General features: G+C 68.9%; 26 protein-coding genes. 5 read left to right on the forward strand and 21 right to left on the reverse strand.

The features are described 5' to 3' along the window. Window positions 1-19: 19 nt before the first annotated feature. From QTI45_RS26600 to QTI45_RS26635, 8 genes are all read right to left on the reverse strand, one after another. Complete coding sequence (locus QTI45_RS26600) at window positions 20-829, reverse strand: ABC transporter ATP-binding protein (RefSeq protein ID WP_286656460.1); 810 nt, start codon at window positions 827-829, stop codon at window positions 20-22. Between the two features lie 28 nt (window positions 830-857). Continuing rightward, a complete protein-coding gene (locus QTI45_RS26605) occupies window positions 858-1,670 on the reverse strand; it encodes an ABC transporter permease (protein WP_286656461.1) in 813 nt (270 codons plus the stop codon). Between the two features lie 3 nt (window positions 1,671-1,673). Then, complete coding sequence (locus QTI45_RS26610) at window positions 1,674-2,513, reverse strand: ABC transporter permease (protein ID WP_444813314.1); 840 nt, start codon at window positions 2,511-2,513, stop codon at window positions 1,674-1,676. Between the two features lie 45 nt (window positions 2,514-2,558). Next, window positions 2,559-2,780: a TOBE domain-containing protein gene (locus QTI45_RS26615; protein ID WP_286369723.1), complete on the reverse strand. Its 222-nt coding sequence runs from the start codon at window positions 2,778-2,780 to the stop codon at window positions 2,559-2,561. A gap of 50 nt (window positions 2,781-2,830) precedes the next feature. Further along, complete coding sequence (locus tag QTI45_RS26620; protein ID WP_286656462.1) at window positions 2,831-4,114, reverse strand: O-acetylhomoserine aminocarboxypropyltransferase/cysteine synthase family protein; 1,284 nt, start codon at window positions 4,112-4,114, stop codon at window positions 2,831-2,833. A gap of 34 nt (window positions 4,115-4,148) precedes the next feature. Next, window positions 4,149-5,114: an aliphatic sulfonate ABC transporter substrate-binding protein gene (locus tag QTI45_RS26625; protein ID WP_286656697.1), complete on the reverse strand. Its 966-nt coding sequence runs from the start codon at window positions 5,112-5,114 to the stop codon at window positions 4,149-4,151. A gap of 38 nt (window positions 5,115-5,152) precedes the next feature. Continuing rightward, window positions 5,153-6,181, reverse strand: coding sequence for a sulfonate ABC transporter substrate-binding protein (locus tag QTI45_RS26630; RefSeq protein ID WP_286656463.1), 1,029 nt, complete (start codon window positions 6,179-6,181; stop codon window positions 5,153-5,155). 105 nt (window positions 6,182-6,286) lie between these two features. Further along, a complete protein-coding gene (locus QTI45_RS26635; protein WP_286656464.1) occupies window positions 6,287-6,721 on the reverse strand; it encodes a DoxX family protein in 435 nt (144 codons plus the stop codon). A 200-nt stretch (window positions 6,722-6,921) separates the two neighbouring features. Here QTI45_RS26635 and QTI45_RS26640 point away from each other — a divergent pair, with 200 nt between their 5' ends. Continuing rightward, complete coding sequence (locus QTI45_RS26640) at window positions 6,922-8,277, forward strand: LLM class flavin-dependent oxidoreductase (RefSeq protein ID WP_286656465.1); 1,356 nt, start codon at window positions 6,922-6,924, stop codon at window positions 8,275-8,277. On the opposite strand, the gene QTI45_RS26645 is transcribed toward QTI45_RS26640, so the two are convergent. After that, the gene (locus tag QTI45_RS26645) at window positions 8,255-8,896 is read right to left on the reverse strand and encodes a peroxiredoxin (RefSeq protein ID WP_286656466.1); all 642 of its coding nucleotides are present in this window, start codon (window positions 8,894-8,896) and stop codon (window positions 8,255-8,257) included. The genes QTI45_RS26640 and QTI45_RS26645 overlap by 23 nt on opposite strands. 216 nt (window positions 8,897-9,112) lie before the next feature. On the opposite strand from QTI45_RS26645, the gene QTI45_RS26650 reads away from it, so the two are divergent. Both QTI45_RS26650 and QTI45_RS26655 read left to right on the forward strand, forming a co-directional pair. Continuing rightward, window positions 9,113-10,123: a CysB family HTH-type transcriptional regulator gene (locus QTI45_RS26650; protein ID WP_286656467.1), complete on the forward strand. Its 1,011-nt coding sequence runs from the start codon at window positions 9,113-9,115 to the stop codon at window positions 10,121-10,123. Beyond that, complete coding sequence (locus QTI45_RS26655; RefSeq protein ID WP_286656468.1) at window positions 10,120-11,340, forward strand: acyl-CoA dehydrogenase family protein; 1,221 nt, start codon at window positions 10,120-10,122, stop codon at window positions 11,338-11,340. Before QTI45_RS26650 ends, QTI45_RS26655 begins: the two co-directional genes overlap by 4 nt. Before the next feature lie 14 nt (window positions 11,341-11,354). Here the strand turns inward: QTI45_RS26655 and msuE are convergent, their stop codons facing one another. The 8 genes from msuE to QTI45_RS26695 form a co-directional block, all read right to left on the reverse strand. After that, window positions 11,355-11,933, reverse strand: coding sequence for an FMN reductase (msuE, locus tag QTI45_RS26660; RefSeq protein WP_286656469.1), 579 nt, complete (start codon window positions 11,931-11,933; stop codon window positions 11,355-11,357). A gap of 113 nt (window positions 11,934-12,046) precedes the next feature. Then, complete coding sequence (locus tag QTI45_RS26665; protein ID WP_286656470.1) at window positions 12,047-13,261, reverse strand: YeeE/YedE family protein; 1,215 nt, start codon at window positions 13,259-13,261, stop codon at window positions 12,047-12,049. Window positions 13,262-13,343: 82 nt separating this feature from the next. Further along, entirely contained in the window at window positions 13,344-14,291 is a 948-nt protein-coding gene (locus QTI45_RS26670) for a sulfurtransferase (RefSeq protein ID WP_286656471.1), read from the reverse strand. A gap of 122 nt (window positions 14,292-14,413) precedes the next feature. Continuing rightward, window positions 14,414-15,706, reverse strand: coding sequence for a TRAP transporter large permease (locus QTI45_RS26675; RefSeq protein ID WP_286656472.1), 1,293 nt, complete (start codon window positions 15,704-15,706; stop codon window positions 14,414-14,416). 1 nt (window position 15,707) lies between these two features. Continuing rightward, window positions 15,708-16,220: a TRAP transporter small permease gene (locus QTI45_RS26680; protein WP_286656473.1), complete on the reverse strand. Its 513-nt coding sequence runs from the start codon at window positions 16,218-16,220 to the stop codon at window positions 15,708-15,710. Next, the gene (locus QTI45_RS26685) at window positions 16,217-17,257 is read right to left on the reverse strand and encodes a DctP family TRAP transporter solute-binding subunit (protein ID WP_286656474.1); all 1,041 of its coding nucleotides are present in this window, start codon (window positions 17,255-17,257) and stop codon (window positions 16,217-16,219) included. Before QTI45_RS26685 ends, QTI45_RS26680 begins: the two co-directional genes overlap by 4 nt. Window positions 17,258-17,275: 18 nt before the next feature. Beyond that, entirely contained in the window at window positions 17,276-18,268 is a 993-nt protein-coding gene (locus QTI45_RS26690) for an alpha-ketoacid dehydrogenase subunit beta (RefSeq protein ID WP_286656475.1), read from the reverse strand. Then, complete coding sequence (locus QTI45_RS26695; RefSeq protein WP_286656476.1) at window positions 18,265-19,266, reverse strand: thiamine pyrophosphate-dependent dehydrogenase E1 component subunit alpha; 1,002 nt, start codon at window positions 19,264-19,266, stop codon at window positions 18,265-18,267. Before QTI45_RS26695 ends, QTI45_RS26690 begins: the two co-directional genes overlap by 4 nt. A gap of 203 nt (window positions 19,267-19,469) precedes the next feature. Between QTI45_RS26695 and QTI45_RS26700 the strand changes: the two genes are divergently transcribed. Next, window positions 19,470-19,880, forward strand: a complete 411-nt coding sequence (locus QTI45_RS26700; protein ID WP_286656477.1) for a hypothetical protein — start codon at window positions 19,470-19,472, stop codon at window positions 19,878-19,880. A 53-nt stretch (window positions 19,881-19,933) separates the two neighbouring features. Then, on the forward strand, window positions 19,934-20,224 hold the full coding sequence (locus tag QTI45_RS26705; protein ID WP_286369740.1) for a DUF1330 domain-containing protein: 291 nt from the start codon (window positions 19,934-19,936) through the stop codon (window positions 20,222-20,224). 13 nt (window positions 20,225-20,237) lie between these two features. Here the strand turns inward: QTI45_RS26705 and QTI45_RS26710 are convergent, their stop codons facing one another. The 4 genes from QTI45_RS26710 to QTI45_RS26725 form a co-directional block, all read right to left on the reverse strand. After that, a complete protein-coding gene (locus QTI45_RS26710) occupies window positions 20,238-20,669 on the reverse strand; it encodes a universal stress protein (protein ID WP_286656478.1) in 432 nt (143 codons plus the stop codon). Window positions 20,670-20,678: 9 nt separating this feature from the next. Beyond that, window positions 20,679-21,392 (reverse strand): TerC family protein, encoded by a 714-nt coding sequence (locus QTI45_RS26715; protein ID WP_286369742.1) that lies wholly within the window; start codon window positions 21,390-21,392, stop codon window positions 20,679-20,681. 144 nt (window positions 21,393-21,536) lie between these two features. Further along, window positions 21,537-22,928 (reverse strand): sensor histidine kinase, encoded by a 1,392-nt coding sequence (locus QTI45_RS26720; RefSeq protein ID WP_286656479.1) that lies wholly within the window; start codon window positions 22,926-22,928, stop codon window positions 21,537-21,539. Next, a complete protein-coding gene (locus QTI45_RS26725) occupies window positions 22,915-23,589 on the reverse strand; it encodes a response regulator transcription factor (protein ID WP_286369744.1) in 675 nt (224 codons plus the stop codon). The genes QTI45_RS26720 and QTI45_RS26725 overlap by 14 nt, the downstream gene beginning before the upstream one ends. Window positions 23,590-23,617: the final 28 nt, after the last annotated feature.

Consider the following 23,617-nt stretch of genomic DNA (forward strand, 5'->3'; position numbering starts at 1 on the left):
AAGAAACGGAAGGGATGGGTCAGAGCGCGCCCGCCAGCGCGTCGTGCTCCGCCAGGGAGACGGCTGCCCCGGACGAGGCGCCGAACTCCGCCAGAACGGCTTCCTTGAGCTCGGCGAAGTCCGGCGACGTGCGGTTGCGCGGATGCGGCAGCGGCACCGGCACCACGCGGCGGACCCGGCCCGGCCGCGGCTCCATGACCACCACCTTGTCGCCGAGGAACACCGCCTCCTCGACGTCGTGCGTGACCAGTACCGTCGTGATGCCCTCGGCCTGCCAGATGCGCTGCAGTTCCTGCTGCAGCTGCGAGCGCGTGATCGCGTCGAGCGCGCCGAAGGGTTCGTCGAGCAGCAGGATCTCCGGCCGGTTCACGAGCGCACGGGCGATCGCCACGCGCTGTGCCATGCCGCCCGACAGCTGGTGCGGCCATGCGTTCTCGAAGCCCTTCAGGCCGACCAGCGCGATGTGGTCGCGCACGGCGAAGCGCTTCTGCCCTTCGGTCAGCGGCGCGTTGAGGAGCCCGAGCGCGATGTTGTCCTCGACCGTGAGCCAGGGAAACAGCCGGTGCTCCTGGAACACGATGCCCCGGTCCAGGCTGGTGCCGACGATGCGCCGGCCGTCGAGCAGCAGCTCGCCCTGGTAGTCCTCTTCGAGCCCCACCAGCAGGCGCAGCAAGGTCGACTTGCCGCAGCCGCTGGTGCCCACGATGCTGACGAACTCGCCCGGCTCGATCCGCAGGGAGATGTCGTCGAGCACCTGCAGCGGCGCGCCGTCGACGTCGTATTGCTTGCTCAGGTGCCGGATGTCGAGCGTGCCTGCGTTGTTCGCCATGATGATGGGATCTCTCTCGGGTTGCCGTTCAGAACTGCGCCACCGACCGGCCGCGCCATGCCAGCAGGCGCTGCTCGACCCGCGTCGCGATCCAGTTGAGCGTGAAGCCGACCAGGCCGACCACGATCACGCCGAAGATCACCAGGTCCATCTCGAAGTGTTCGCGGCCGTCGATCATGGTGTTGCCGATGCCGACGCCGGCCACCAGCAGGTACTCCGCTCCGAGCGTCGCCAGCCAGGCGTAGATGAGCGCCAGGTGGATGCCCGCGAAGATCGACGGCGAGGCGCTCGGCAGCACCACCCGCGTCAGCATCTGGCGGCGATCGAAGCGCAGCACGCGCGCCACCTCGATGAACTCGCGCGGCACGCTGCGGATGCCTTCGAAGGTGTTCAGCACCACCGGAAAGAAGGCCGCGAGCGACAGGAAAGCCACCTTGGCCGCATCGCCCAGGCCGAACCAGACGGAGATCAGCGGGATCCAGGCAAACAGCGAGATCTGCTTGAGCGTGTGAAAGCTCGGCCCCACCGCGCGTTCGAACAGCCGCGAGAAACCCAGAGCGGCGCCGAAGACCAGCCCGCCGGTCGCGCCGATCGCGAATCCCGCCAGGTTGCGCCACAGGCTGGCGCCCAACGCCGCCTTCAGCTCGCCGCTGGCGGTGTAGCGCAGCGCACGCTCCCACACTGCAGCGGGCGAAACCAGCAGCGCCGAGCTGCTCCAGCCGAAATGGAAGGCCGTCCACCAAAGGACCAGCAGGCCGGCCGGGATGACCCAGCCGCGCAGCGCCTTCGGCACCGGATGGCGGGCCGGCCGCTGCGCGCTCAGTGTCTGCCCTCGAGCCATCACTCAGAATCCGGCCCGGCGCCAGCGCGTGAGCCGGGTCTCGATCAGCGCCAGCGCCCGGTCGAGCGCGAAGCCCACGGTACCGACCACCACCACCGCGGCCAGCACGACGTCGAGCTGGAACAGCTGCCGGCCATAGACGATCAGGAAGCCGATGCCCTCGCTGGAGGCCAGCAGCTCGACCACCACCAGGGCCAGCCAGGCATGGGTGAAGCCGTAGCGAACGCCGTTCCAGATCGGCGCGAAGGCGGACGGGAAGACCACCTTGGTCAGGAGCTGCCAGCGCGTGAACCGCAGTACGCGGGCGACCTCGATGTAGCGGGTCGGCACGCCCTCGATGCCTTTCAGGGTGTTGAGCGCCACCGGCACCAGCGCCGCCTTCGCGATCAGGATCACCTTGAGCGCCTCGTCGATGCCGACCAGCAGCATCAGGAGCGGCAGCCAGCCCAGCACCGGGATCTGGCTGAAGGCCTTGAAGAGCGGATAGACGTAGTCCTTGAAGGTCGGCCACAGGCCCATCGCGACACCGAGCGCGCCGCCGGCGACCAGGCCGACCGCGAAGCCGGCGAAGACGCGCGTGAGGCTGACCCGCAGATGACCCCAGATCTCTCCGGTGTCGAAGAGGTCGAGCAGCGTGCTCCAGACGGCAGCCGGCGACGGCAGCACCTGCGGTGCGATCCACTCGAAGCGTGCGCCCAAGTACCACAGGAGCAGGACGGCCAGCGGAAAGGGCCAGCCGGCCAGGCGTGGCAGCAGCTGCCGGCTCCAGCGGCGCCAGGCGGGCTGTCCCGATCCGGCCGCGCGGGCCAGGACGACGGGAAGGCGGGCGGACGGCGTCGACACGGGGGATCGGGGCAGCGGGAAATCGGGCGCGAAGCGGCGATGGCCTCAGAGCTTGGCGATCGAGACCTCGGTCGACTTGACGAGGGCCACCACGTCCGAGCCGATCTTCAGCTCGAGTTCGTCGACCGAGCGCGTGGTGATGACCGAGGTGACGATGCCGAACGGCGTCTCGACATCGACTTCGGAGACGACGTTGCCGCGGATGATCTCGCGGACCTTGCCGCGGAACTGGTTGCGGACATTGATGGCGGTGATGGTGGGTGGCATGGGGTCCTGCTTGAATCGGGATGGGAGATCGGGGTTGGACGGCAAGGGGGTCAGGCGGCCGCCAGGGCCTGGTCGAGATCGGCCAGCAGGTCGTCGATGTGCTCGATGCCGACCGACAGGCGGACCGTGTCCTCGGTCACGCCGGCGCGGGCCAGTTCCTCGGGCGAGAGCTGGCGGTGCGTGGTCGACGCCGGATGCGTCGCCAGCGAGCGCACGTCGCCGATGTTGACCAGCCGCGTGAAGAGCTGCAGCGCGTCGAGGAACCTCGCGCCGCCTTCGCGGCCGGCGCCGATGCCGAAGGTCAGCACGCCGCTGGCCTTGCCGCCGAGGTACTTGCGCGCCAGCGCGTGGTCGGGATGGTCCTCGAGCGCCGCGTAGTTGACCCACTTCACGGACTTGCTCTGCTTCAGGTGCTGCGCCACCGCCAGTGCGTTGCTGCTGATGCGGTCCATGCGCAGCGCCAACGTCTCGATCCCCTGCAGGATCAGGAAGGCATTGAAGGGCGAGATCGCCGCACCGGTGTTGCGCAGCGGCACGACGCGAGCGCGGCCGATGTAGGCCGCGGCACCGAGCGCCTCGGTGTAGACCACGCCGTGGTAGCTCACGTCGGGCTCGTTGAGCCGCTTGAAGCGCTCCTTGTGCTGGCCCCAAGGGAACTTGCCCGAGTCGACGATGGCACCGCCGATGCTGGTGCCGTGGCCGCCCAGGTACTTGGTGAGCGAATGCACCACGATGTCGGCCCCGTGCTCGATCGGCCGGCTCAGGTAGGGCGAGGGCACGGTGTTGTCGACGATCAGCGGCACGCCGTTCCGGTGCGCGATCTCGGCGATGGCCGCGATGTCGGTGATGTTGCCGGCCGGGTTGCCGAGCGACTCGACGAAGATGGCCTTGGTCCTGCCGTCGATCAGCGGCTCGAAGCTCTTCGGGTCGCGGTGGTCGGCGAAGCGCGTCGTGATGCCGTACTGCGGCAGCGTGTGGGCGAACAGGTTGTAGGTGCCGCCGTAGAGCGCGGTGCTGCTGACGATGTTGTCCCCCGCCTCGGCGATGGTCTGGATCGCGTAGGTCACGGCCGCCTGGCCCGAGGCCAGCGCCAGCGCCGCGATGCCGCCCTCGAGCGCCGCGACGCGCTGCTCCAGCACGTCCTGGGTCGGGTTGTTGATGCGCGAGTAGATGTTGCCCGGCACCTTGAGGTCGAACAGGTCTGCGCCATGCTGCGCGCTGTCGAACGCATAGGCCACGGTCTGGTAGATCGGCGGCGCGACGGCGCGCGTGGTCGGCTCGGGCGAATAGCCGGCGTGCACCGAGAGGGTTTCGAATTTCCAGTTGCTCGACATCGGGCCTCCTCGGGCCTGCCTCATGGCGTTGGGTTTATCGGATGGGTTGAAAGAGCGCGGACTGCAGGGTGTCGACGCGACGCGGCAGCAGCTTCTCGGCGAAGAAGGCATCGGCGATGCGCTGCTGCTCGCCGAGGCCGGCGGGCACGACCCGGCGGACCTCGTAGCTGCGCCGCGCGTTGGCCTGTTCGACGGTGGCGACGTCGAGCCCCCACACCGGGGCCAGCAGTTCCGCGGCCTCCCGCGGGTTGCTCTTGACCCACTTGCCCGCCTTGTCGAGCGCGGCGTAGATCACGCGCAGCACATCCGGGCGCGACTGCGCGAACTTGGTCGAGGCGAGGTAGTAGCGCTGGTAGGAGGCGATGCCGGTACCGTCGGCAAGCACGCGCACGCCGGCCTGGCGCTGCGCCGCCGACAGGAACGGGTCCCAGATCACCCAGGCATCGATCGCCCCCTTCTCGAAGGCCGCGCGACCGTCCGCGGGCGTCAGGTAGGCGACCTCGATGTCCTTCAGCGGCACCCCGCCCTTGTCGAGCGCGGCCAGCAGCAGGTAGTGGCCTCCGGAGCCCTTGGCCACGCCGATCTTCTTGCCCTTGAGGTCACCGAGGGACTTGAGCGGCGAGTCGGCGCGCACCACGATCGCTTGCGCGGTCGGCGAAGGCGCCTCCTGGGCCACGAAAGTGAGCTGCGCCCCTGCGGCCTGCGCGAACACCGGCACGGTGTCGGCGACATCGGCGCTGAAATCGAGGTTGTCGAGGTTGAGCGCCTCGAGCAGCGGCAGGCCGCTGGTGAACTCGTGCCAGGTCAGCTTCACGCCCAGCGGCGCGAGCTCGCGCTCGAGCGCGCCCTGCGCCTTGAGCACGGCGATCAGCGTGGACGACTTCTGATAACCGATGCGAACCGGCGCCTGGGTCTGGGCCACGGTGACCGTCGCGGCCAGCGCGATGCCGGCGGCCAGCAGCGTGCGCCGCAGGAGTCGGGAGAAGGGTCGGGTTGTCATGTCGTTCATGCGCGTTGGACTCCGTCGGTGCCGGCCGCTCAGGGCTTGGCCACGACGACCGCGTCGCTGACCTTGATCGCCTTCGGGATCAGCTTCAGGTCGAAGAAGACATCCGCGATCTTCTGCTGGTCCGCCGCGACCTCGGCCGTGATCGGCTTCACGTTGAACTCGTAGCGCTGCAGCGCGAGCTCGACCACGTCGATAGGCAGGCCCTGCAGCGGCGCGATCTGCTCGGCCGCCTGGCGCAGGTTCTTCTTGAGCCAGATGCCCTGGGCCACCGAGTCCTCGAACAGCGCCTCGATCACCTTCGGATGCTTCGTGACGAAACCGCGCTCGCCCAGGTAGTACTGGTAGTTGTTGACCACGCCGGGCGTGCCGTCGGCCAGGACACGGGCGCCGGTCGCCTTCTCGGCAGCGGCCTGGAACGGATCCCAGATGACCCAGGCATCGACGTTCTTGCTCTCGAATGCGGCGCGGCCGTCGGCCGGAGCGAGGTAGACGGGCTGGATGTCGCTGAACTTGAGGCCGTTCTTCTCGAGCTGCTTCACCAGCAGGTAGTGCACGTTGCTGCCCTTGTTGAGCGCCACCTTCTTGCCCTTGAGGTCGGCGACCGAGCGGATCGGCGAATCCTTCGTGACCAGGATCGCCTCGGCCCTCGGCGCCGCCGGATCGTGGCCGAAGTAGACGAACTTCGCGCCCGCGGCCTGGGCGAAGATCGGCGGCGCCTCACCCACGTAGCCGACGTCGACGGCGCCGACGTTGAGGCCCTCGAGCAGTTGCGGGCCGGCCGGAAACTCGACCCACTTCACGCCGAAGCCGAGCGGCTGCAGCTTCTTCTCCAGGCTGCCTTGCGCCTTCTGCAGCACGAACAGGCTCGCCGACTTCTGGTAGCCGATGCGCAGTTCTCCCTTGGGCGCCTGTGCATGCGCCGAGGTGGCGGCCAGGAAGCCGGTGATGAGCGCGATGGCGCAGACCACGAGCGTACTGAGCGCGATGTCGCGCAGGATCTGCCAGATGGAGCCATCCGGGGAGTCAGGCTTGAAGTCTTTGGTGGAAGCGTGTGGCATGGAAGAGCTCATGGAGTCGTCAGGAAAAAGCGATCGCGATTGTCCGAAGCGCCGGCGCGAAGTGGAACGACCGTTAAGTCAGTTGCATATAGCCAAATCAACCGACTACGCCGCCGCGGGCGAAGGCGCCGTGGCCGAGCCCCTGGTGCGCAGCGCGTCGACGCTCCACGGACCGGCACCCGCCGCGGCGATGTACAGGAACACGAACGAGAACAGCACCGCGGCCTCGCCCTGGTTCAGGAACGGGACCAGCACGAAGCCCTTGGTCGCATGGCCGAGGAAGTAGGCGAAGGCCAGCAGGCCCGAGAGGACGAACGCGGTCGGCCGCGTGAACAAGCCGATCAGCAGCAGCACGCCGCCCACCAGTTCGAGGATGCCGGCGACGCCGAGCAGCGAGAAGATCTGGAGGTTGTCGAAGAAGGCCACGCGAGGAAAGCCGAGCAGCTTGGCCGAGCCATGCTGGATCAGCAGGAAGGCCGAGACGATGCGCAGCACGGACAGCAGGCGGGGTGCGAGGACTTCGGGATTGCGAAAGGACATGGTGAGCCGATCAATGAAGAAGGAGTGGATGCCGGCGAATTCTGCGCACGCGCAGCGGGCCCGCCAACGAACGAATGCGAGTTTGCAGATGCGCTTTCCGTTGGGGCCGCGCGTGCGGGACGGGCTCGGACAGGCAAGGCATAAGCTTCGAGGAAATCCGTCTTTGGCGGCATCGATGGCCATCGCGTACAAGTGCAGCCATGTCCTCGAACCGCCAACTCAAGCTCGGCGCCTTCATGCGCCCCGTCAGCATCCACACCGGCGCCTGGCGCTACCCGGGCGCCTTCGCCGACGCCAACTTCAACTTCGCCCACCTCAGGCGCTTCGCCCAGACGCTGGAGCGCGCGCGCTTCGACGCCTTCTTCATGGCCGACCACCTCGCGGTGCTCAACATGCCGATGGAGGCGCTCCAGCGCAGCCACACCGTGAGCTCGTTCGAGCCCTTCACGCTGCTGTCGGCGCTGAGCCAGGCCACCGAGCGCATCGGCCTGGTGGCGACCGCCTCGACCACCTTCGACGAGCCCTTCCACGTGGCGCGCCGCTTCGCCTCGCTCGATCACCTGAGCAATGGCCGCGCCGGCTGGAACATCGTCACCACCTCCAACCCCGATGCCGCGCTCAACTTCGGCCTCGAACACCACATGGCGCACGACGAGCGCTATGCGCGGGCGCGCGAGTTCCACGACGTGGTGACCGGGCTCTGGGACAGCTGGGCCGACGACGCCTTCGTCCGCGACGCCGCGAGCGGCCGCTACTTCGATCCGGCGCGCCTGCACACGCTGGCCCACAAGGGGCCGTACTTCTCGGTGCGCGGCCCGCTGCACATCGCGCGGCCGGTGCAGGGCTGGCCGGTGATCGTGCAGGCCGGTGCCTCCGAGCCCGGGAGGCAGCTCGCGGCCGAGACGGCCGAGCTCATCTTCGCCGCGCACGGCACGCTCGACGAGGGCCGCAGCTTCTATGCCGACGTCAAGGGCCGGCTCGCGGCGCTGGGCCGCGAGCGCGATCACCTCAAGATCCTGCCGGCGGCCTTCGTGGTGGTCGGCGACACGGTCGAGGAGGCGCGCGCCATCCGCGCGCGGCTCGACAGCCTGGTGCACTGGGAGAGCGCGATCGCATCGCTGTCGATCTCGCTCGGCGTCGATGCATCGAAGTTCGACCCCGACCGGCCGCTGCCCGCGGTGCCCGACACCAACGCGAGCAAGAGCAGCCAGCAGCGCGTGATCGCGCTGGCCGAGCGCGAGGGCTTCACGGTGCGCGAGCTGGCGCAGCGCCTCGGCGGCTACGGCGGCCTGGCCTTCGTCGGCACTGCGCAGACCATCGCCGACGAAATGCAGGAGTGGCTGGACAGCGAGGGCTCCGACGGCTTCAACATCATGTTCCCGTGGCTGCCGGGCGGGCTCGACGCCTTCGCCGACAAGGTGGTGCCCGAGCTGCAGCGGCGCGGGATCTTCCGGCGCGAGTACGAGGGCGCCACCTTGCGCGAGAACCTCGGCCTGCCGCGCCCCGCCAACCGCTACTTCCCGGGCCCGACGGCTAGCGGTTCGGCTGCGGCGTGATGCGCAGGTAGGGCCGGATCGCCTTGAAGCCCTTCGGAAAGCGCTCGGCCAGCTCGGCCGGGTCCTGCAGGCTCGGGAGGATCACGACGTCGTCGCCGTCCTTCCAGTTCACCGGTGTCGCCACCTTGTGGCTGTCGGTCAGCTGCAGCGAGTCGATCACGCGCAGGATCTCGTCGAAGTTGCGCCCGGTGCTCGCCGGATAGGTGATGGTGGTGCGGATCACCTTCTTCGGATCGATCACGAAGACGCTGCGCACGGTGGCCGTGGTCGAGGCGTTCGGGTGGATCAGGTCGTAGAGGTCGGCCACCTTGCGGTCGGGGTCGGCCAGGATCGGAAAGTCGACCGTGGTGTTCTGCGTCTCGTTGATGTCGCCGATCCATTGCTTGTGCTTGTCCACCGGATCGATGCTGACCGCGATCGGCTTCACGCCGCGCTTGGCGAACTCGCCCGACAAGGCCGCGGTCTTGCCGAGTTCGGTGGTGCACACGGGCGTGAAATCGGCGGGATGCGAGAACAGCACCACCCACGAGTCGCCGGCCCATCGGTAGAAGTCGATCTCGCCTTCGCTGGAGTCCTGGGTGAAATTGGGGGCGGTGTCGCCGAGTCGCAGGGTGGCCATGGAATTTCCTGGGTGATGAAAGCCTGCGATTGTCGAAAGACATGGTTCGAACGCCAACGAACGACTTGTTCTTTCGATATGGAGATTCCGCATGGAAGCGAGGCCTCAGATGATTCCCTTATTTGGAAGCAACGAATCGGTAGTTCGCGGCTTGAAGCCGCGCCAGCAGAATCGGCCCCCGAGCGCTGACCCTCGGCGCTCCATTTTCCCGGCTTCATGAATTTCCAACAATTGCGCTCCGTTCGCGAGGCCGTTCGCTGCGGCTTCAATCTCACCGAGGCAGCCCAGGTGCTGCACACTTCGCAGCCGGGCGTCAGTCGACAGATTCGCGAACTGGAGGACGAGCTCGGCATCGCCCTGTTCGCGCGGCTGGGCAAGCGGCTGACCGGACTGACGGCACCGGGCGACCATCTGCTGCCGATCATCGAGCGCGTGCTGCTCGAGAGCCGGAACCTGCGCCAGGCCGGCCAGGAGTTCCTCGCGCAGGAGGAAGGCTACCTGTCGATCGCCGCGACCCACTCGCAGGCCCGGTACGCATTGCCGGTGGCGGTGCAGGAGTTTCGCCGCCGCTTCCCCAACGTGCGGCTGCATCTGCACCAGGGTTCGCCCAAGCAGATCGCACAGATGCTGCTCGAGGGAGAGGCCGACGTCGGCATCGCGACCGAGGCCTTGAGCGACTATCCGCAACTCGTCGCCCTGCCCTGCTACCGCTGGACCCATTCGTTGATCGCCCCCCCGGGCCATGCCCTGCTCGAAGGTCCCCTGACCATCGAGCGCCTGGCCGCCTACCCGCTGGTCACCTACGACAGCGGCTTCACGGGCCGCACGCGCATCGACCTGGCTTTTGCCGCGGCCGGGCTGAAGCCCGACCTGGCGATCACCGCGATGGATGCCGACGTCATCAAGACCTATGTCGAGCTCGGCATCGGCGTCGGCATCGTCGCCAACGTCGCCTTCGAGGCCGAGCGCGACACGCGCTTGCGCGCGGTCGACGCCGGACACCTGTTCGGCATCAACCAGACCAAGCTCGCGGTGCGCCGCGGCGTCTATCTGCGCGCCTACGTCTATGCCTTCATCGAAGCCTTCGCGCCGACCCTGACGCGCGCCGCGGTGGACGAAGAGCTCGGCGGCAGCGCGGCCGAGGAGCCCGAAGCGCTGCCCGCGGCGGCGTTGGCGCAGTTGCTGGCGCAGGCCCCGAACGCAGCGATCGCACCCCAGACACGATGACACTTCCAGCCACTCCATCCTCCGCCGCGCTCGCCCGGCGATTCCGCCCCATCTTCGATCGCATCGCCGAGGGCGCGCTGCAGCGCGAGAACGACCGCGCACTGGCCTACGAGGCGGTCGGCTGGCTGCGGCAAGCAGGCTTCGGCGCCTTGCGGGTGCCGGTCGCGGCCGGCGGTCTTGGCGCCTCGGTCGAGCAGTTCTTCGATCTGCTGGTGGAGCTCGGCGAGGCCGACTCAAACTTGCCGCAGGTGCTGCGCGCGCATTTCGGCTTCATCGAGCGGCTCTTCGCCGAAGTCGATCCCGGCCTTCATGGGCCCTGGTTGCGCCGCGCGGTCGACGGTTCGATCTTCGGCAACGCCACGACCGAACTGGGCCATGGCGCGCTCGGCACGCTGCAGACCACGCTGCGCCGCGAAGGCAGCGACTGGCTGCTCGAGGGCGACAAGTTCTACAGCACCGGCACGCTCTACGCCGACTGGATCGGCGTCGCCGCCCAGCGCGTGGCGGACGACGGCGCCGGCGAGCGCGTGCTGGTGCTGGTGCCCGCCGACGCCGTGGGCGTCGAGCGGCTGGACGACTGGCGCGGCTTCGGCCAGCGCCTGAGCGCCTCCGGCACGACCCGCTTTCGCGGCGTGCGCGTCGACCCGGCCCACGTGCTGCCCAGCGCACGCGTCGGGCCGACGCCGATGACCGCCTTCTTCCAGCTGGTGCATCTGGCGACGCTGGCCGGGATCGCGCGCGCCATCGAGCGCGATGCCGTCGCCTTCGTGCAGGCCCGCAAGCGGGTCTACAGCCACGGCAGCGGGAACACGCCGCGCGAAGACCCGCTGGTGCAGCAGCTCATCGGCCAGCTCGCCAGCGCCGCCTTCTGCGCCTCGGCCACGGTGCGGGCCGTGGCGGCGGGCCTGGGCGACATCGACCGGCTGCGCGCGGCCGGCGAACCGGTCCCGGAGCAGACGCTGATCGATGTCGAACTGCGGATGGCCAAGGCCCAGGTCGTGATCGGCGACGCGGTGCTGCAATCGGCGACCCGGCTGTTCGATGTCGGTGGCGCCTCCGCTCTCCAGGAGGACCTGCGGCTCGACCGCCACTGGCGCAACGCCCGCACCCTGGCCTCGCACAACCCGGTCATCTACAAGGCACGCGTGGTCGGCGACCATGCGCTCAACGGCATCGACCCGACCTTCTACTGGACCGTGGGCGCGAACGCTTCCTGATCCGCTCGCCCCCGTCAGGCGAGCGCGAGCGTCGGCACGGCATGCGCGCGCTCGCCGCGCGGCCGCAGCACGGGCACCGCGCGTTCGATCGCCAGGGCGATGCGCGCGCGCAGCGCCTCGCTGGTGATGCGGTAGTTGTCGAACTCCTTGTCGGTCGCATAGACGCCGATCGGCAACGTGTGCGCCTGGAAGAAGCTGAACAGGGGCCGCAGCTGGTGATCGATCGCGAGCGCATGGCGGTCACTGCCGCCGGTGGCGGCGAGCAGCACCGGCACGTCGATCAGCGACTCGTGGTGCACGAAATCGAACAGGTGCTTGAACAGACCGGTGTACGAACCGCGATAGATCGGGCTCGCCACCAGCAGCAGGTCGGCCGTCTCGATGTCGCGCAGGACCGCTTCCACCTCGCGCGGCAGCTGCGCGCGCTGCAGCACGCTGCCGAACTTCGGGACCAGCTCGCCGAGCTCGATCAGGCGGGTCTTGGCGGGCACCGCGTCGTTCAATCCCTCGAGCAGCTGCTCGACCAGCGCGAGGGTGCGGGAGGGACGCTGGAGGCCGCCGGAAACGGCGACGATCTTGAGTGTTTTGGCCATGTCTTGAACTCGATTGAAAAGGGGTCCCTGCCGGGCCTTCAGACTGCGCGGCGGGGAGAGTTGCAACTGTGCCGCCGCCGGGCGCTCCCCGGCGGGGTCCGGCTAGAAGCTTTTCAGCTATGGATATTCGGATTTCCGGGTCGGTCGATGGGCAGCAGGCGCTGCGCGGGCGGGCTGCCCAGGCGCAATCGCAGACCGGCCCAGACGGCGAACAGCAGGCTGGCGCCGAAGACCCAGCCCGACAGCGCGCCGGCCATGGTCCCCGACAGCAGGTTTCCGACCGTGCACCCCAGCCCGGTCATGGCGCCCCAGCCCAGCAGCACGCCACCGCCGAGGCCGCGCGCGACCTGCCGCCCGCTCGGCCACCCGGGCCTGAACTGGCCGCTGGCCAGTGCGGCCGCCAGCGCGCCGATGACGATGCCGCCGACCAGCAGCGCGTTCGGGGTCTGCCACAGGCTCTCGGCGACCGCCGTCACGCAGCCGCCGAAACTGTCGAGCCCTTCGAGCCGCGTCGGCAACAGCGCGTGGTGGTCGCCGAAGCCGCGCGCCCCGCTGCCCAGCGCTGCAGTGACGCCCAGCGGGCGCATGCGCAGCACCGCGACCACCGCGATGGCGCCGACCAGCAGGCCCCCCCAGGCGAAGTTCCAGCGTCCCTCGATCAGGGACCGCAGCGCGGCGCCGAAGCTGCGGGTCGCGGGTGAGGACTGCGGCACGGTCCCGGAAGCCGGCAGCCGGCGCCAGAGCAGTGCGCTCACGAAGCCCAGCACGAGGAGTTGCAGCGCCGCCGAGCCCGCATAGCCGAGATGGTGCGGCAGCCAGACCACGGGGGCGGTGGCGATGGTCGCGCTGTAGAGCCAGTTCCAGCTGCCGAAGCCCAGCAGGAAACCGGCGGCCGCGCCCGCCAGCGCGAAGGGCGCGGTCGGCGAGCCTTCGCCGAGGCGGTACCAGTGCGCGCTGATGCAGGAGCCCGAGATCACCATGCCGAGGCCGAAGGCCAGCCCGGCCGCCACCAGCGCCCAGCTGACCGGTCCGATGTGCGCATCGGGCGGCAGGCGGCCCGCCAGCGGCACCGGCAGCCAGGCCGTCATGACCACGTGCATGCCGACGGTGCCGACGGCGATCGCCGCGACGATGGCGAGCAGGCCACGGGAGTCGCCCCCTTCGAAGTAGTCGCGCGCATGGCAGTAGAAGCAGAAGCGCGAGCGCTGCAGCACCACGCCCAGCACGGCGCCGAGGCCGAGCGCGAATGCCAGCGTCCGGCCGCCGCTGCGCTGCCCCAGCAGGTGGACGCCGGCGACCACCAGCGCCAGCACAAAAAAGGCGGGCACGAGGCCCGCCGAACGTCGTACCAGACGACGAGGAGACAACTTCACTGTCACCGTCCAATCGCTCCCATGGGCAGCCCGGGTCTCATTTCGAGGCCCAGATGGTGCCGCTCGGATTGTTGATGGGCACGCCGACCGCATTGCCGTACTCGGTCCAGGAACCGTCGTAGTTGCGCACGTTCTGGTAGCCCAGGATCTTGGTCAGCGCGAACCAGGTGTGGCTCGACCGTTCGCCGATGCGGCAGTAGGTGATCACCGGCTTGCCGCCGTCGATGCCGACGCCGGCATAGAGGGCCTTCAGCTCGGCCGCCGACTTGAAGGTGCCGTCCTCGTTGACCGCACGGCCCCAGGGCACGTTCGCGGCGCCCGGCACATGGCCTGCGCGCACCGCCAGCTCGGCCGCACCCGGCGGCGCGAAGATCTTTCCGCTGAACTCGTCGGCCGAGCGGATGTCGACCAGCTTGGCGTCGCTGCGGCCCTCGGTGGCTGCCAGCACATCCGACAGGCGCGCGCGCAGTTGCGGCTGGGGCTGGGTCACCTTGAAGCGGGTCGCTGCGACCTCGGGCGCGCGGCTCTCCAGCGCGCGGTTCTCGGCCTCCCACTTCTTGCGGCCGCCGTCGAGCAGCTTGACGTTCTGCACGCCGTACTGGTCGAACACCCAGGCGCCCCAGGCGGCGAACCAGTTGTTGTTGTCGCCATAGAGGATGACCGTGCTGTCCTTGTCGACGCCGGCAGCGGAAAGCAGCTTCTCGAAATCGCCCTGGCTCACGATGTCGCGCCGCACCCGGTCGTTGAGGTCGTTGTGCCACGACAGGTTGACCGCACCTGGCACGTGGCCGCGCTCGTAGAGCCCCGGATTCACGCTGACCTCGATCACCCTGAGCTTCGGGTTCCTGAGGTTCTTCTCGAGCCAGTCGGTGGAGACCAGCGGCCCGCTGCCGTCGGCCGCGGGCTGGGACCAGGCTCCGGATGCGGCGACCAGGGCCACGGTTGCGAATGCGACGGCGCGCGACCATCGGGGCAGATTCAGCATGCTCGACTCCAGTTGTTCAACAAACTCGCACCACTTTAAAAAGATCAGGCCGCAATTCAAACGACCCATTCGCGATATCCGAATGACCAAAGCATCTGATCGGCCCGATGGCCACGCGACGCTCAGTACCCGAGCAGGCGCGGCAGCCACATCACCACCGGCGGCCAGAAGGTGCACAGCAGCAGCACGCTCGCCATCGCGAGCACCAGCATGAAGGCCCAGTAGGTGGTCGACTCCATCGAGGTGCCGGCGAACTTGCAGGTCACGACCAGGTTGAGGCCGACCGGCGGATGGAACTGGCCGACCGCGATGTTCAGGGTCATGAGCACGCCGAACCAGACCGGGTCCCACTTGAAGTGCTGCATGATCGGAATGAACAGCGGCAGGAACACGAAGAAGATCGAGATGCCGTCGATGAACATGCCGGCCACCAGCATGATCGCGTTGAGCGCCAGCAGCATCGCGATCTCCGACGACACCGAGGACACCAGCGCCTGCGCGAGGTGCTCGAAGGTGCCCAGCGCATTGCTCGCGACCGCGAAGACCGACGCCAGCGCCAGGATCGTGAGGATCACGGCCGAGATCTCGCAGGCCTCCACCAGCACCTCGTAGATCACGCGCGGCGTGAGCGTGCGATACACGAAGACGCCGATCACGAAGCCGTAGAACACCGCCAGCACCGCCGCTTCGGTCGGCGTGACGACGCCGGTGCGCAGGCTGCCGAGGATGATGACCGGCGCCATCAGCGCCCAGATGGCTTCGCGCAGGCTCTTCCAGAACGGCGGGCGCAGGCCCTCGGCCTCGTTGCCCACGCCGTGCCGCCGGGCCAGCCAGATCGAGCCGAAGATCAGCGCGATCCCGGCCAGCAGGCCCGGCACCATGCCGGCCGCGAACAGCGCGGGCACGCTCGCGGCCGGCACCAGCATGCTGTAGATGACGAACGCGATCGAGGGCGGGATGAGGATGTCGGTCGAGCCCCCGGCGGCCACCACGCTGGCCGCGAAGCCGCGCGGATAGCCGGCCTTGAGCATCTGCGGGATCATCACCGCACCGACCGCCGAAGAGGCGGCCGGCCCCGATCCGGAGATGCCGCCGAGGATCATGGCGACGATGATCGCGGTGGCCGCCAGCCCGCCGCGGCGCGGCCCGACGATGGCTGCCGCGAAGCGCACCATCGAGCCCGCGATGCCGGCGCGCTCGAAGATGATGCCGGCCAGCACGAACATCGGGATCGCCAGCAGCGGGTACTTGGAGATGCTGTTGTAGACGTTGAGCGGCACGCTCGAGAGGCCCAGGTCCGCAAAGGCCACCACCGCGGTGCCGGCCAGGCCGAGCGTCACCGCGAGCGGCACGCCGGCGGCGAGCAGCAGCACGAACAACAGGAACAGAATGGCGCCGAGCGCGTCGTAGCTCATCTCAGCGGCGGCGCGCGAAGAGCAGCTGCAGCAGGCGCCAGACGATCAGCAGCGACAGCAGCGGCACGGCCGCCGTGTACCACCACTGCGGCAGCCCCAGGCCCGGCGACGTGAGGCCGCTGCCGTAGTCGTCCCACCACATCAGGCCGCCCCACCAGGCGAGGATGCCGAACATCGCGAGCGCGCAGAGGATCGCGAACACGCGCTGCGCCGACCGGCCGCGTGGCGGCAGCCGCTCGACCAGGAAGCCGAGCGCCAGGTGGTGGCCGCGCGTGAAGGCGGTGGCGGCGCCGATGAAGGTCATCACGACCACCAGGAACACCGAGAACTCCTCGGTGAATGCAAAGGAGATGTTCGTGAAGTAGCGCGCGAGCACGTTGCCGAAGGTGATCAGGCACAGCAGCGCCATGATCAATGCCGCGAGCGCCTCCTCGAAGTGGAACGGCCGTGGCGCGGCCGACGCCGGCTCGGCCCCTTCGGGCGATGGCTCGCCCAGCGGGCCGGGCACGCTCATTTCCGGCGGCTTTCGGCCACGTCGGCTTCGGCCTTCTTCACCAGCTCGGGGCCGATGGCGGCCGCCCACTTGTCGATGACCGGCCGCGTCGCCGCCGCGAAGGCCTGCTGCTCTGCCGGCGTCAGCACGGTCACCTGCGTGCCGCCGGCGATCACCTGCTTGATCAGGGCGTCATCGGTCTGCGACAGGCCCTTGCGGGTGTCGGCGATCTCGAACTTCGCCGCGTCGATGGCCGCCTGCCGCACGATCTCGCGGTCGGCCGGCGTCCAGCTTTCCCAGGTCTTGGCGGAGACCGCGAACACCAGCGGGTCGTTCACGTAGTTCCAGCGCGTGAGGTACTTCTGATTCAGCGCGCCCATCTTGGCGCCCACGAACAGCGAGATCGGGTTCTCCTGGCCATCGACCGCGCCGCTCTGCAGCGCCGGCTGCGCGTCGGCGAAGGTCATCTGCGTCGGGTTGGCGCCGAGCGCGGTATAGATGTCGTTGAAGATCGGCGAGCCGACGACCCGGAACTTGAGTCCCTTCAGGTCTTCGGGCTTGCGGATCTCGCGCTTCGAGTTGCTGATCTCGCGGGCGCCGTTCTCGCCCCAGGCGAGCGGCACCACGCCCTGCTGCTCGACGATGCCGAACAACTCCTTGCCGACCCGGCCGCCGACCAGGCTGTCGAAGGCCTTGTCGTCGGGCACCAGGAACGGCAGCAGGAACAGGTTGAGCTGCTTGACGTGCGGCGCCCAGTTGATGACCGACGACACGTTGAAGTCGATCGACCCCTGGCGCAGCGCCGTGAACTCGCGCGTCGTCTCGCCGCCGACCAGCGAAGAGCCCGGATACCACTTGACGTTGATGCGGCCCTGCGTGCGCTCCTTCACCAGCCGCGCCCATTCCTCGGCGCCTCGGCCCAGCGGGAAGGCGTTGTTGACGTTGGTGGACAGCCGGTACTCCGGCTTGTAGGCGGTCTCCGCGAGCGCGAGCGGGGCGATGGCCAGCAGCATCCCGAGGGACAGCAAGGCGCGGGCGAACGATTTCTTCTTCGACATAATTCTTTTCTTCCGTGATCAGCGTTGGAGCAATGCATGGGCCGCCTTCAGCACCTTGGCGGCGCCGATGCGCGATTCGTCTTCGAGGACCGGCGCGTAGCCGACCGGGATCCGCGGTGCGCCGAGCCGGCCGACCCGGGCGCCGCTGTGCTCGGCCACGGTGGCTGCGATCTCGGCGCCGAAGCCGGCGACCTGCACCGCCTCGTGCACCACCAGCACGCGGCCGGTGCGCGCCGCCGAAGCCAGCACCGCGTCGCGGTCCCAGGGCCAGAGCGTGCGCAGGTCGATCACCTCGGCGCCGATGCCCTGGTCGGCCAGTTGCTTGGCCGCCTCGACGCAGGCATGGACCTGCCTGGACCAGCTCACGATGCTGAGGTCGCTGCCCGGATGCGCGATGCGCGCCTTGCCGAGTTCGACACGGCTGCCGAGCGCGACCGGGCCCGTGCTGCCCCAGAGTTCCTTGTGCTCCATGTAGACCACGGGGTCACCCGACTCAAGCGCGGCATGCAGCAGCCCGTAGTTGTCCGCCGGCGTGGACGGTGCCACCACCACGAGGCCGGGGATGTGGGCGAACCAGGCTTCGAGGGATTGCGAGTGCTGTGCGGCCGACGAACCCCAGAGCCCGATCGGCATGCGCGCGACCAGCGGAATGCGCCCTTGCCCGCCGAACATGAAGCGGTTCTTGGCCGCCTGGTTGACCAGTTCGTCGATGGCGCAGAGCGCGAAGTCGACCACCCGCAGTTCGACCACCGGCCGCAGGCCCGCCAGCGCCATGCCGACCGACGCGCCGACGATGGCGGCCTCGGAGATCGGCGTGTCGATCACGCGCTCGGGCCCGAAGCGGGCCGCCAGCGACTGCCCCTCGGGGCTGCGGTACTGCCCGAACACGCCGCCGCGGCCCAGGTCTTCGCCGAGCGCGACCACGTTCGGATCGGCCTCCATGGCTTCGGTCAGCGCGACCGCGGCCGCCTGTGCGTAGCTCAGCGTGAGCGTGTCCACCACCGCGTTCATGCCCACACCCCCGCGCCGGTGCTGATCACGTCCTCGTAGGCATCGCTGGCCGATGGCGCCGGGGCCGCCTCCGCCGCGGCCAGCGCGGCGGCGATCTCCTCGGCCGCCTGCAGCTCCACCTGCTCGGCCTCGCGCAGGCGTCCGAGCGCCTCCAGCCGGCCGCGGGCGCGCCGGATCGGATCGCGCTCCAGCGCAGCGCGCACCTCTTCGGGATCCCGGTAGCTGCCGGGGTCCACCGACACATGCCCCTTGTGCCTGTAGGTCAGCGCATGCAGCAGGCGCGGACCCCGGCCGGCGCGCACTTCGGCCACGAGTGCGGAGGCGGCGGCATCGACCGCCTCGACGTCATTGCCGTTGACCCGGGTGGACGGGATGTCCAGCGCCTCGGCGCGGGGCGTGGCGCCGCGCCCCGCCGTCATCGGTGCCGAGACCGTGGTGGCCGAGATCAGGTTGTCCTCGCAGACGAACAGCACGGGCAGTTCGTAGACCACGGCCCAGTTGAGCGCTTCGAGGAAAGGGCCGCGGTTGATCGCGCCGTCGCCAAAGAAGGCCACCGCGATGGCGTCGACCTTGCGCAGCCGCAGCGCATGGGCCGCTCCGACGGCGATCGGCAGGCCGGCCGCGACCACGCCGTTGGCGCCGAGCATGCCGACCGAGAAGTCGGCGATGTGCATCGAGCCGCCCTTGCCCTTGTTGTAGCCGGTGGCGCGGCCGAACAGCTCGCACATCATGCGCGTGCTGTCGGCGCCCTTGGCGAGCGTGTGGCCGTGGCCGCGATGGGTCGACGTCAGCAGGTCGCTCGCACGGAGATGGGCGCAGACGCCGGCGGGGATCGCCTCCTGGCCGGTGGAGAGGTGCAGCGGGCCGCGCACCAGAGCCGGCTTGGCCGTGGTCGACAGGCCCCAGGCCTGCACCCCGCCCTGGCTCGCGATCTCGGCCGCGTCTTCGAATGCCCTGATCCGGACCATGGTCCGGTAGAGCGCAACAAGGTCTGTCATGAAGTGATTCGGGCGAGTGGCCGGCACGGTCGATGGACCGGCGGCTCGTGCCTCTGGGTTGTTCGGAGAAAGCGAGGAGCCTATGGCGGCTCTCCCCGGGCCCCAACGAAGGAATCCGCATATGCATGCGCGGAAGCCGACTAAGTGGCGCCTCGGCGCATCTCGTGCGAGGATCGCGGCCGGTGCATTGCGGGGGCTGCCTGATGCCGATTCCTCTGAAGCGTCGCCTGGTGCTGTTCGTCCAGCGCTTCTGGCAGCCGACCAGCGCCTGCATGACCTGCATGCCCGGGAGCCTGGGCAACCTGCTGAGCATCCCGCACTGGACGCTCGCCCTGCAGACCGGCCTGCTGACCGGCGTGCTCGCGCTGCTGCTGACCTTCACGCCGGCCGCCAGGCTGTTCTCGAATCGCTATGGCAACGCCCTGGTCGTGGGCATCCTGACGATGATCGGCGACAGCTTCTCGCATCCCGGCCACTACGGCATCCCGCACCTCGAAGCCGTCGTCACGGGCATCGTCTCGGGCCTGTTCGCGCTCGCCGGCTCGTACCTGTTCGAGGACCGCGCCCGCCGGCTGCGGGCCCTGTGGGCACGAATTTCCCGGCGCCAACCCTGAACCGGGCCGGTGGCTATGATGGCGGCGATTCACCAGCAAAGAGAGAGATCACCATGGCAAAAGCCTATTGGGTCAGCGCATACCGTTCCGTCAAGGATGCCGACAAGCTGGCCGCCTACGCCAAGCTGGCCGGCCCCGCCATCACCGCCGGCGGCGGGCGCTTCCTGGCCCGCGGCGTGCCGGCCAAGACCTACGAAAGCGGGTTGGCCCAGCGCACCGTGCTGATCGAGTTCGACAGCGTCGAACAGGCCACCGCAACGCACGACAGCCCCGACTACCAGGCCGCACTGGCGGCGCTGGGCGACGGGGCCGAGCGGGATCTGCGGATCATCGAAGGCGTCTGAGCCTCCGGCCGGTTCAGGAACTGATGACCTGGGGGTCGCCGCTGCCGCGAAGGTGCTGGCGCACCTGCTGGGCCAGCGAGCCGAAGATCGATCCCGCCAGCGTGGGTTCGTCGCGGCCGAAGACGATGCGGTCGCAGCCGTAGTCGCGAGCGGCCGTGGCGATCGTCTCGGCGCTGCGCCCCACCAGCACCGTGCTGGCATAGGGCACGCCCGCCAGGTCGAGCAGCTTCTGCGCGTACTGCAGGTCCTCGGCGCCTGCGCTCAACTGCAGGTCGAGCAGTTCGCGCTTGTCGAACAGCATCGCCACATGGCCCGAGACCATCGGCTGCACGCGCAGAAGGCGGATGCTCACCCGGTCGGTCCGTCGCATGCGCAGGACCTGCTCGATGGCCGAGCGCGTTCGAGCCGGCTGGGCCGGGTCGATGGGTACCAGGATTCGCGTCATGCGGCCCCCTCAGACGGCGGCTTGCTTCTTGGTCGCCTGCAGTTGTTCGCGGCGCTGCTCGCGGCGGCCGCTCAGCCACTTTCCGACCGCCACCACCAGCATGGCGCCCAGTGCAGGCACCGCCGTGTGCAGCGTGTGGCGATCGGCGACCCAGCCGGCAATCGCGGGATCCGTGATCGCCATTTCGCCGGCCACCCAGCCGAGCAGGGCGGCGCCGAGCACGATGATGATCGGGAAGCGGTCCATCAGCTTCAGGATCAGGGTGCTGCCGAAGATGATCAGGGGAATGCTGATCACGAGGCCGAAGACGAGCAGCGGCACGTTGCCCTTGGCCGCAGCGGCGACGCCGACCACGTTGTCCAGGCTCATGACCAGGTCGGCCAGCACGATGGTCTTGATCGCGGCGGCCAGCCCGGCATGGCCTTCCAGGCCGTGCTCCTCGTCCTCGCTCTGAAGCAGGCCGATGCCGATCCAGAACAGCAGCGCCGCGCCGACCAGCTTGAGGTACGGCAGGGTCAGCAGATAGACGGCGAAGAAGGTCAGCACCACGCGCAGCACGATCGCGCCGACGCTGCCGAACAGAATGGCCTTCTTCTGCTGGGCGGGCGGCAGCGAACGGGAAGCCATCGCGATGACGACCGCGTTGTCGCCGCTCAGGACGATGTTGATCAGGATGATCTGCGACAGGGCGATCCAGAATTCGGCACTCGACAAAAACGACACGGTGTCTCCTCGTTCAATGGATCGGAACCACAGCGGTTCCGGCCTTGTCGAGCGTAGAGACCTGGCCTGTCATCTTCATGCCGCGGGGCTGACAGCCGGCTATCCGCAAGCTGTCAGGAAGCTTACAAGGCGCTGCCGCGCCGATCAGGCCGCGCGCAAAGGGAAGAAGACGCTGAAGGTGTTGCCGACGCCGTCGATGTCCTCCTCCAGCGTGATGCGCGCGCCATGCAGCGTGGCGATCTCGCTGACGATGGCAAGGCCGAGGCCGCTGCCGTCCTCCTGCGTGCCGAGCAGGCGGTGGAAGCGTTCGAAGATGCGGGCGCGCTCCTCCACCGGGATTCGCAGGCCATCGTCGCTGATCGCGAGGCGGCATTGCGCGTCGTCGATCCGGCTGGCCTGCACGGTCACCCGGCCGCCGGGCTGGCTGTAGCGGATCGCGTTGTCGATCAGGTTGTTGACCAGCTCGCGCAGGCGGTCCTGGTCGGCATCGATCATCAGCGGATGGTCGACGCCCTCGAAGCCCAGGTCGATGTTCCGCTTGATCGCCTGCGGCACCCATTCCATGCTCACCTCGAGGGCGTGGGCATTCAGGTCCAGCGGCTGCAGCTGCATGGAGTCGAGCGCACCGGGCTCGTTGCGGGCCAGCGAAAGCAGCTGGCGCACCAGCCTCGACAGCCGGTCGGCGCTGATGTAGAGCTGCGCCAGCGAATGGCGCACCCGGTGCAGGTCGGTCTCCCTCAGCGCCAGCTCGATCTGGGCTTTCAGGCCGCTGACCGGCGTCTTCAGCTGGTGGGCGGCGTCGGCCACGAAGCGATTCTGGAAATCGAAGGTGCGCTCCAGGCGCGCCATCAGCTCGTTGACCTCGTCCACCAGCGGCCGCACCTCTCCCGGCACATCGTGGATGTCGATCGGACTCAGGTCCAGGTGGGAGCGGTCCGAGACGGCGCGGCGCAGCCGCTGCAGCGGCTCGAGCCCGCGCGACACGCCGAACCAGACCACCGCCGTCGCCATGATGATCAGGAGCAGCTGCGGCAGCACCACGTTCGCGACCATCTCCCAGGCCAGGCGCTCCCGCTTGTTGAGCGATTCGGCGACCTGCACCCGGACCAGCGGCGGCCCGGCGTCCGGCCCGACGGGCATCCAGGCGACCATCATCCGCACCTGCTCCCCGCGCACCGTGTCGCCGTAGAAGTTCGGCTTGCCGGCCTTCCCGACGTGCGCCTCGGGCAGTTGCGCATCGCCGCCCAGGTCGGTGCCGTCCTCGCCGACCACCCGGTAGAAGATCTGGTCTTCCTGGTCCACGAACAGGATGTTGGCCGCGGCCTCCGAGAGTTCGAGCCGGGGGCGTGCGCCATCGAGCTTCACGTGCAGCGCGATCTCGCGTCCGATTTCGTGCAGCGCGCGGTCGTAGGCGAGGTTGGCGAAGCGCAGCGAGTTCCAGTAGGCGGCGGCGGTGTCGAGCACCAGCAGGATCGCCAGCGGCCCGAGCAGCCAGGCCAGCAGCTTGCGCTGCAGCCGAGGCTCAGACCTCCGCATCGCTGCTGTCGATCAGGTAGCCCATGCCGCGCACGGTGCGGATCTCGCAACCGAAAGGTTCGAGCTTCTTGCGCAGCCGGTAGACGTTGACTTCGATCGCGTTGTCCCCGACCTCGTCGCCCCAGCCATAGAGATGGTTGACCATCTGCTCCTTGCTGACCACGCGCCCGGCACGCATCAGCAGCAGCTCCAGCAAGGCGAGCTCGCGCGGCGACAGGTCCAGCGGCCGCTTGTCGTGGAAGACGCGGCGACCGACCGTGTCGAAGCGCAGCAGGCCATGCTCGAGAAAGGGCGTGGAACGCGTGCCGCGGCGCAGCAGCGCCCGCACCCTGGCCTCCAGTTCCGGCAGGTCGAAAGGCTTGGCCAGGTAGTCGTCGGCACCCAGGTCGAGCCCGCGCACGCGGTCGGCCAGGGTATCGAAGGCGGTGAGCATCAGCACCGGCATGGTGGATTTGCGCGCCCTCAGCCGCTTCAGCACGTCGAGCCCGCTCAGTCCGGGCAAGCCGATGTCCAGGATCGCCAGGTCGTAGCTGCCGAGGGCGAGTGCATGGTCGGCCTCCTCGCCGGTGGTGACCACGTCGACGGCATGGGCGGACTGCACCAGGGCCCGCGAAAGCGCATCCGCCAGCACCCGGTCATCCTCGACGAGCAGTATCCGCATCTGTCTCCTGAAGCAAGTTTGCAAAGCG

Source organism: Variovorax saccharolyticus, assembly GCF_030316765.1.
Classification (GTDB): domain Bacteria; phylum Pseudomonadota; class Gammaproteobacteria; order Burkholderiales; family Burkholderiaceae_C; genus Variovorax; species Variovorax saccharolyticus.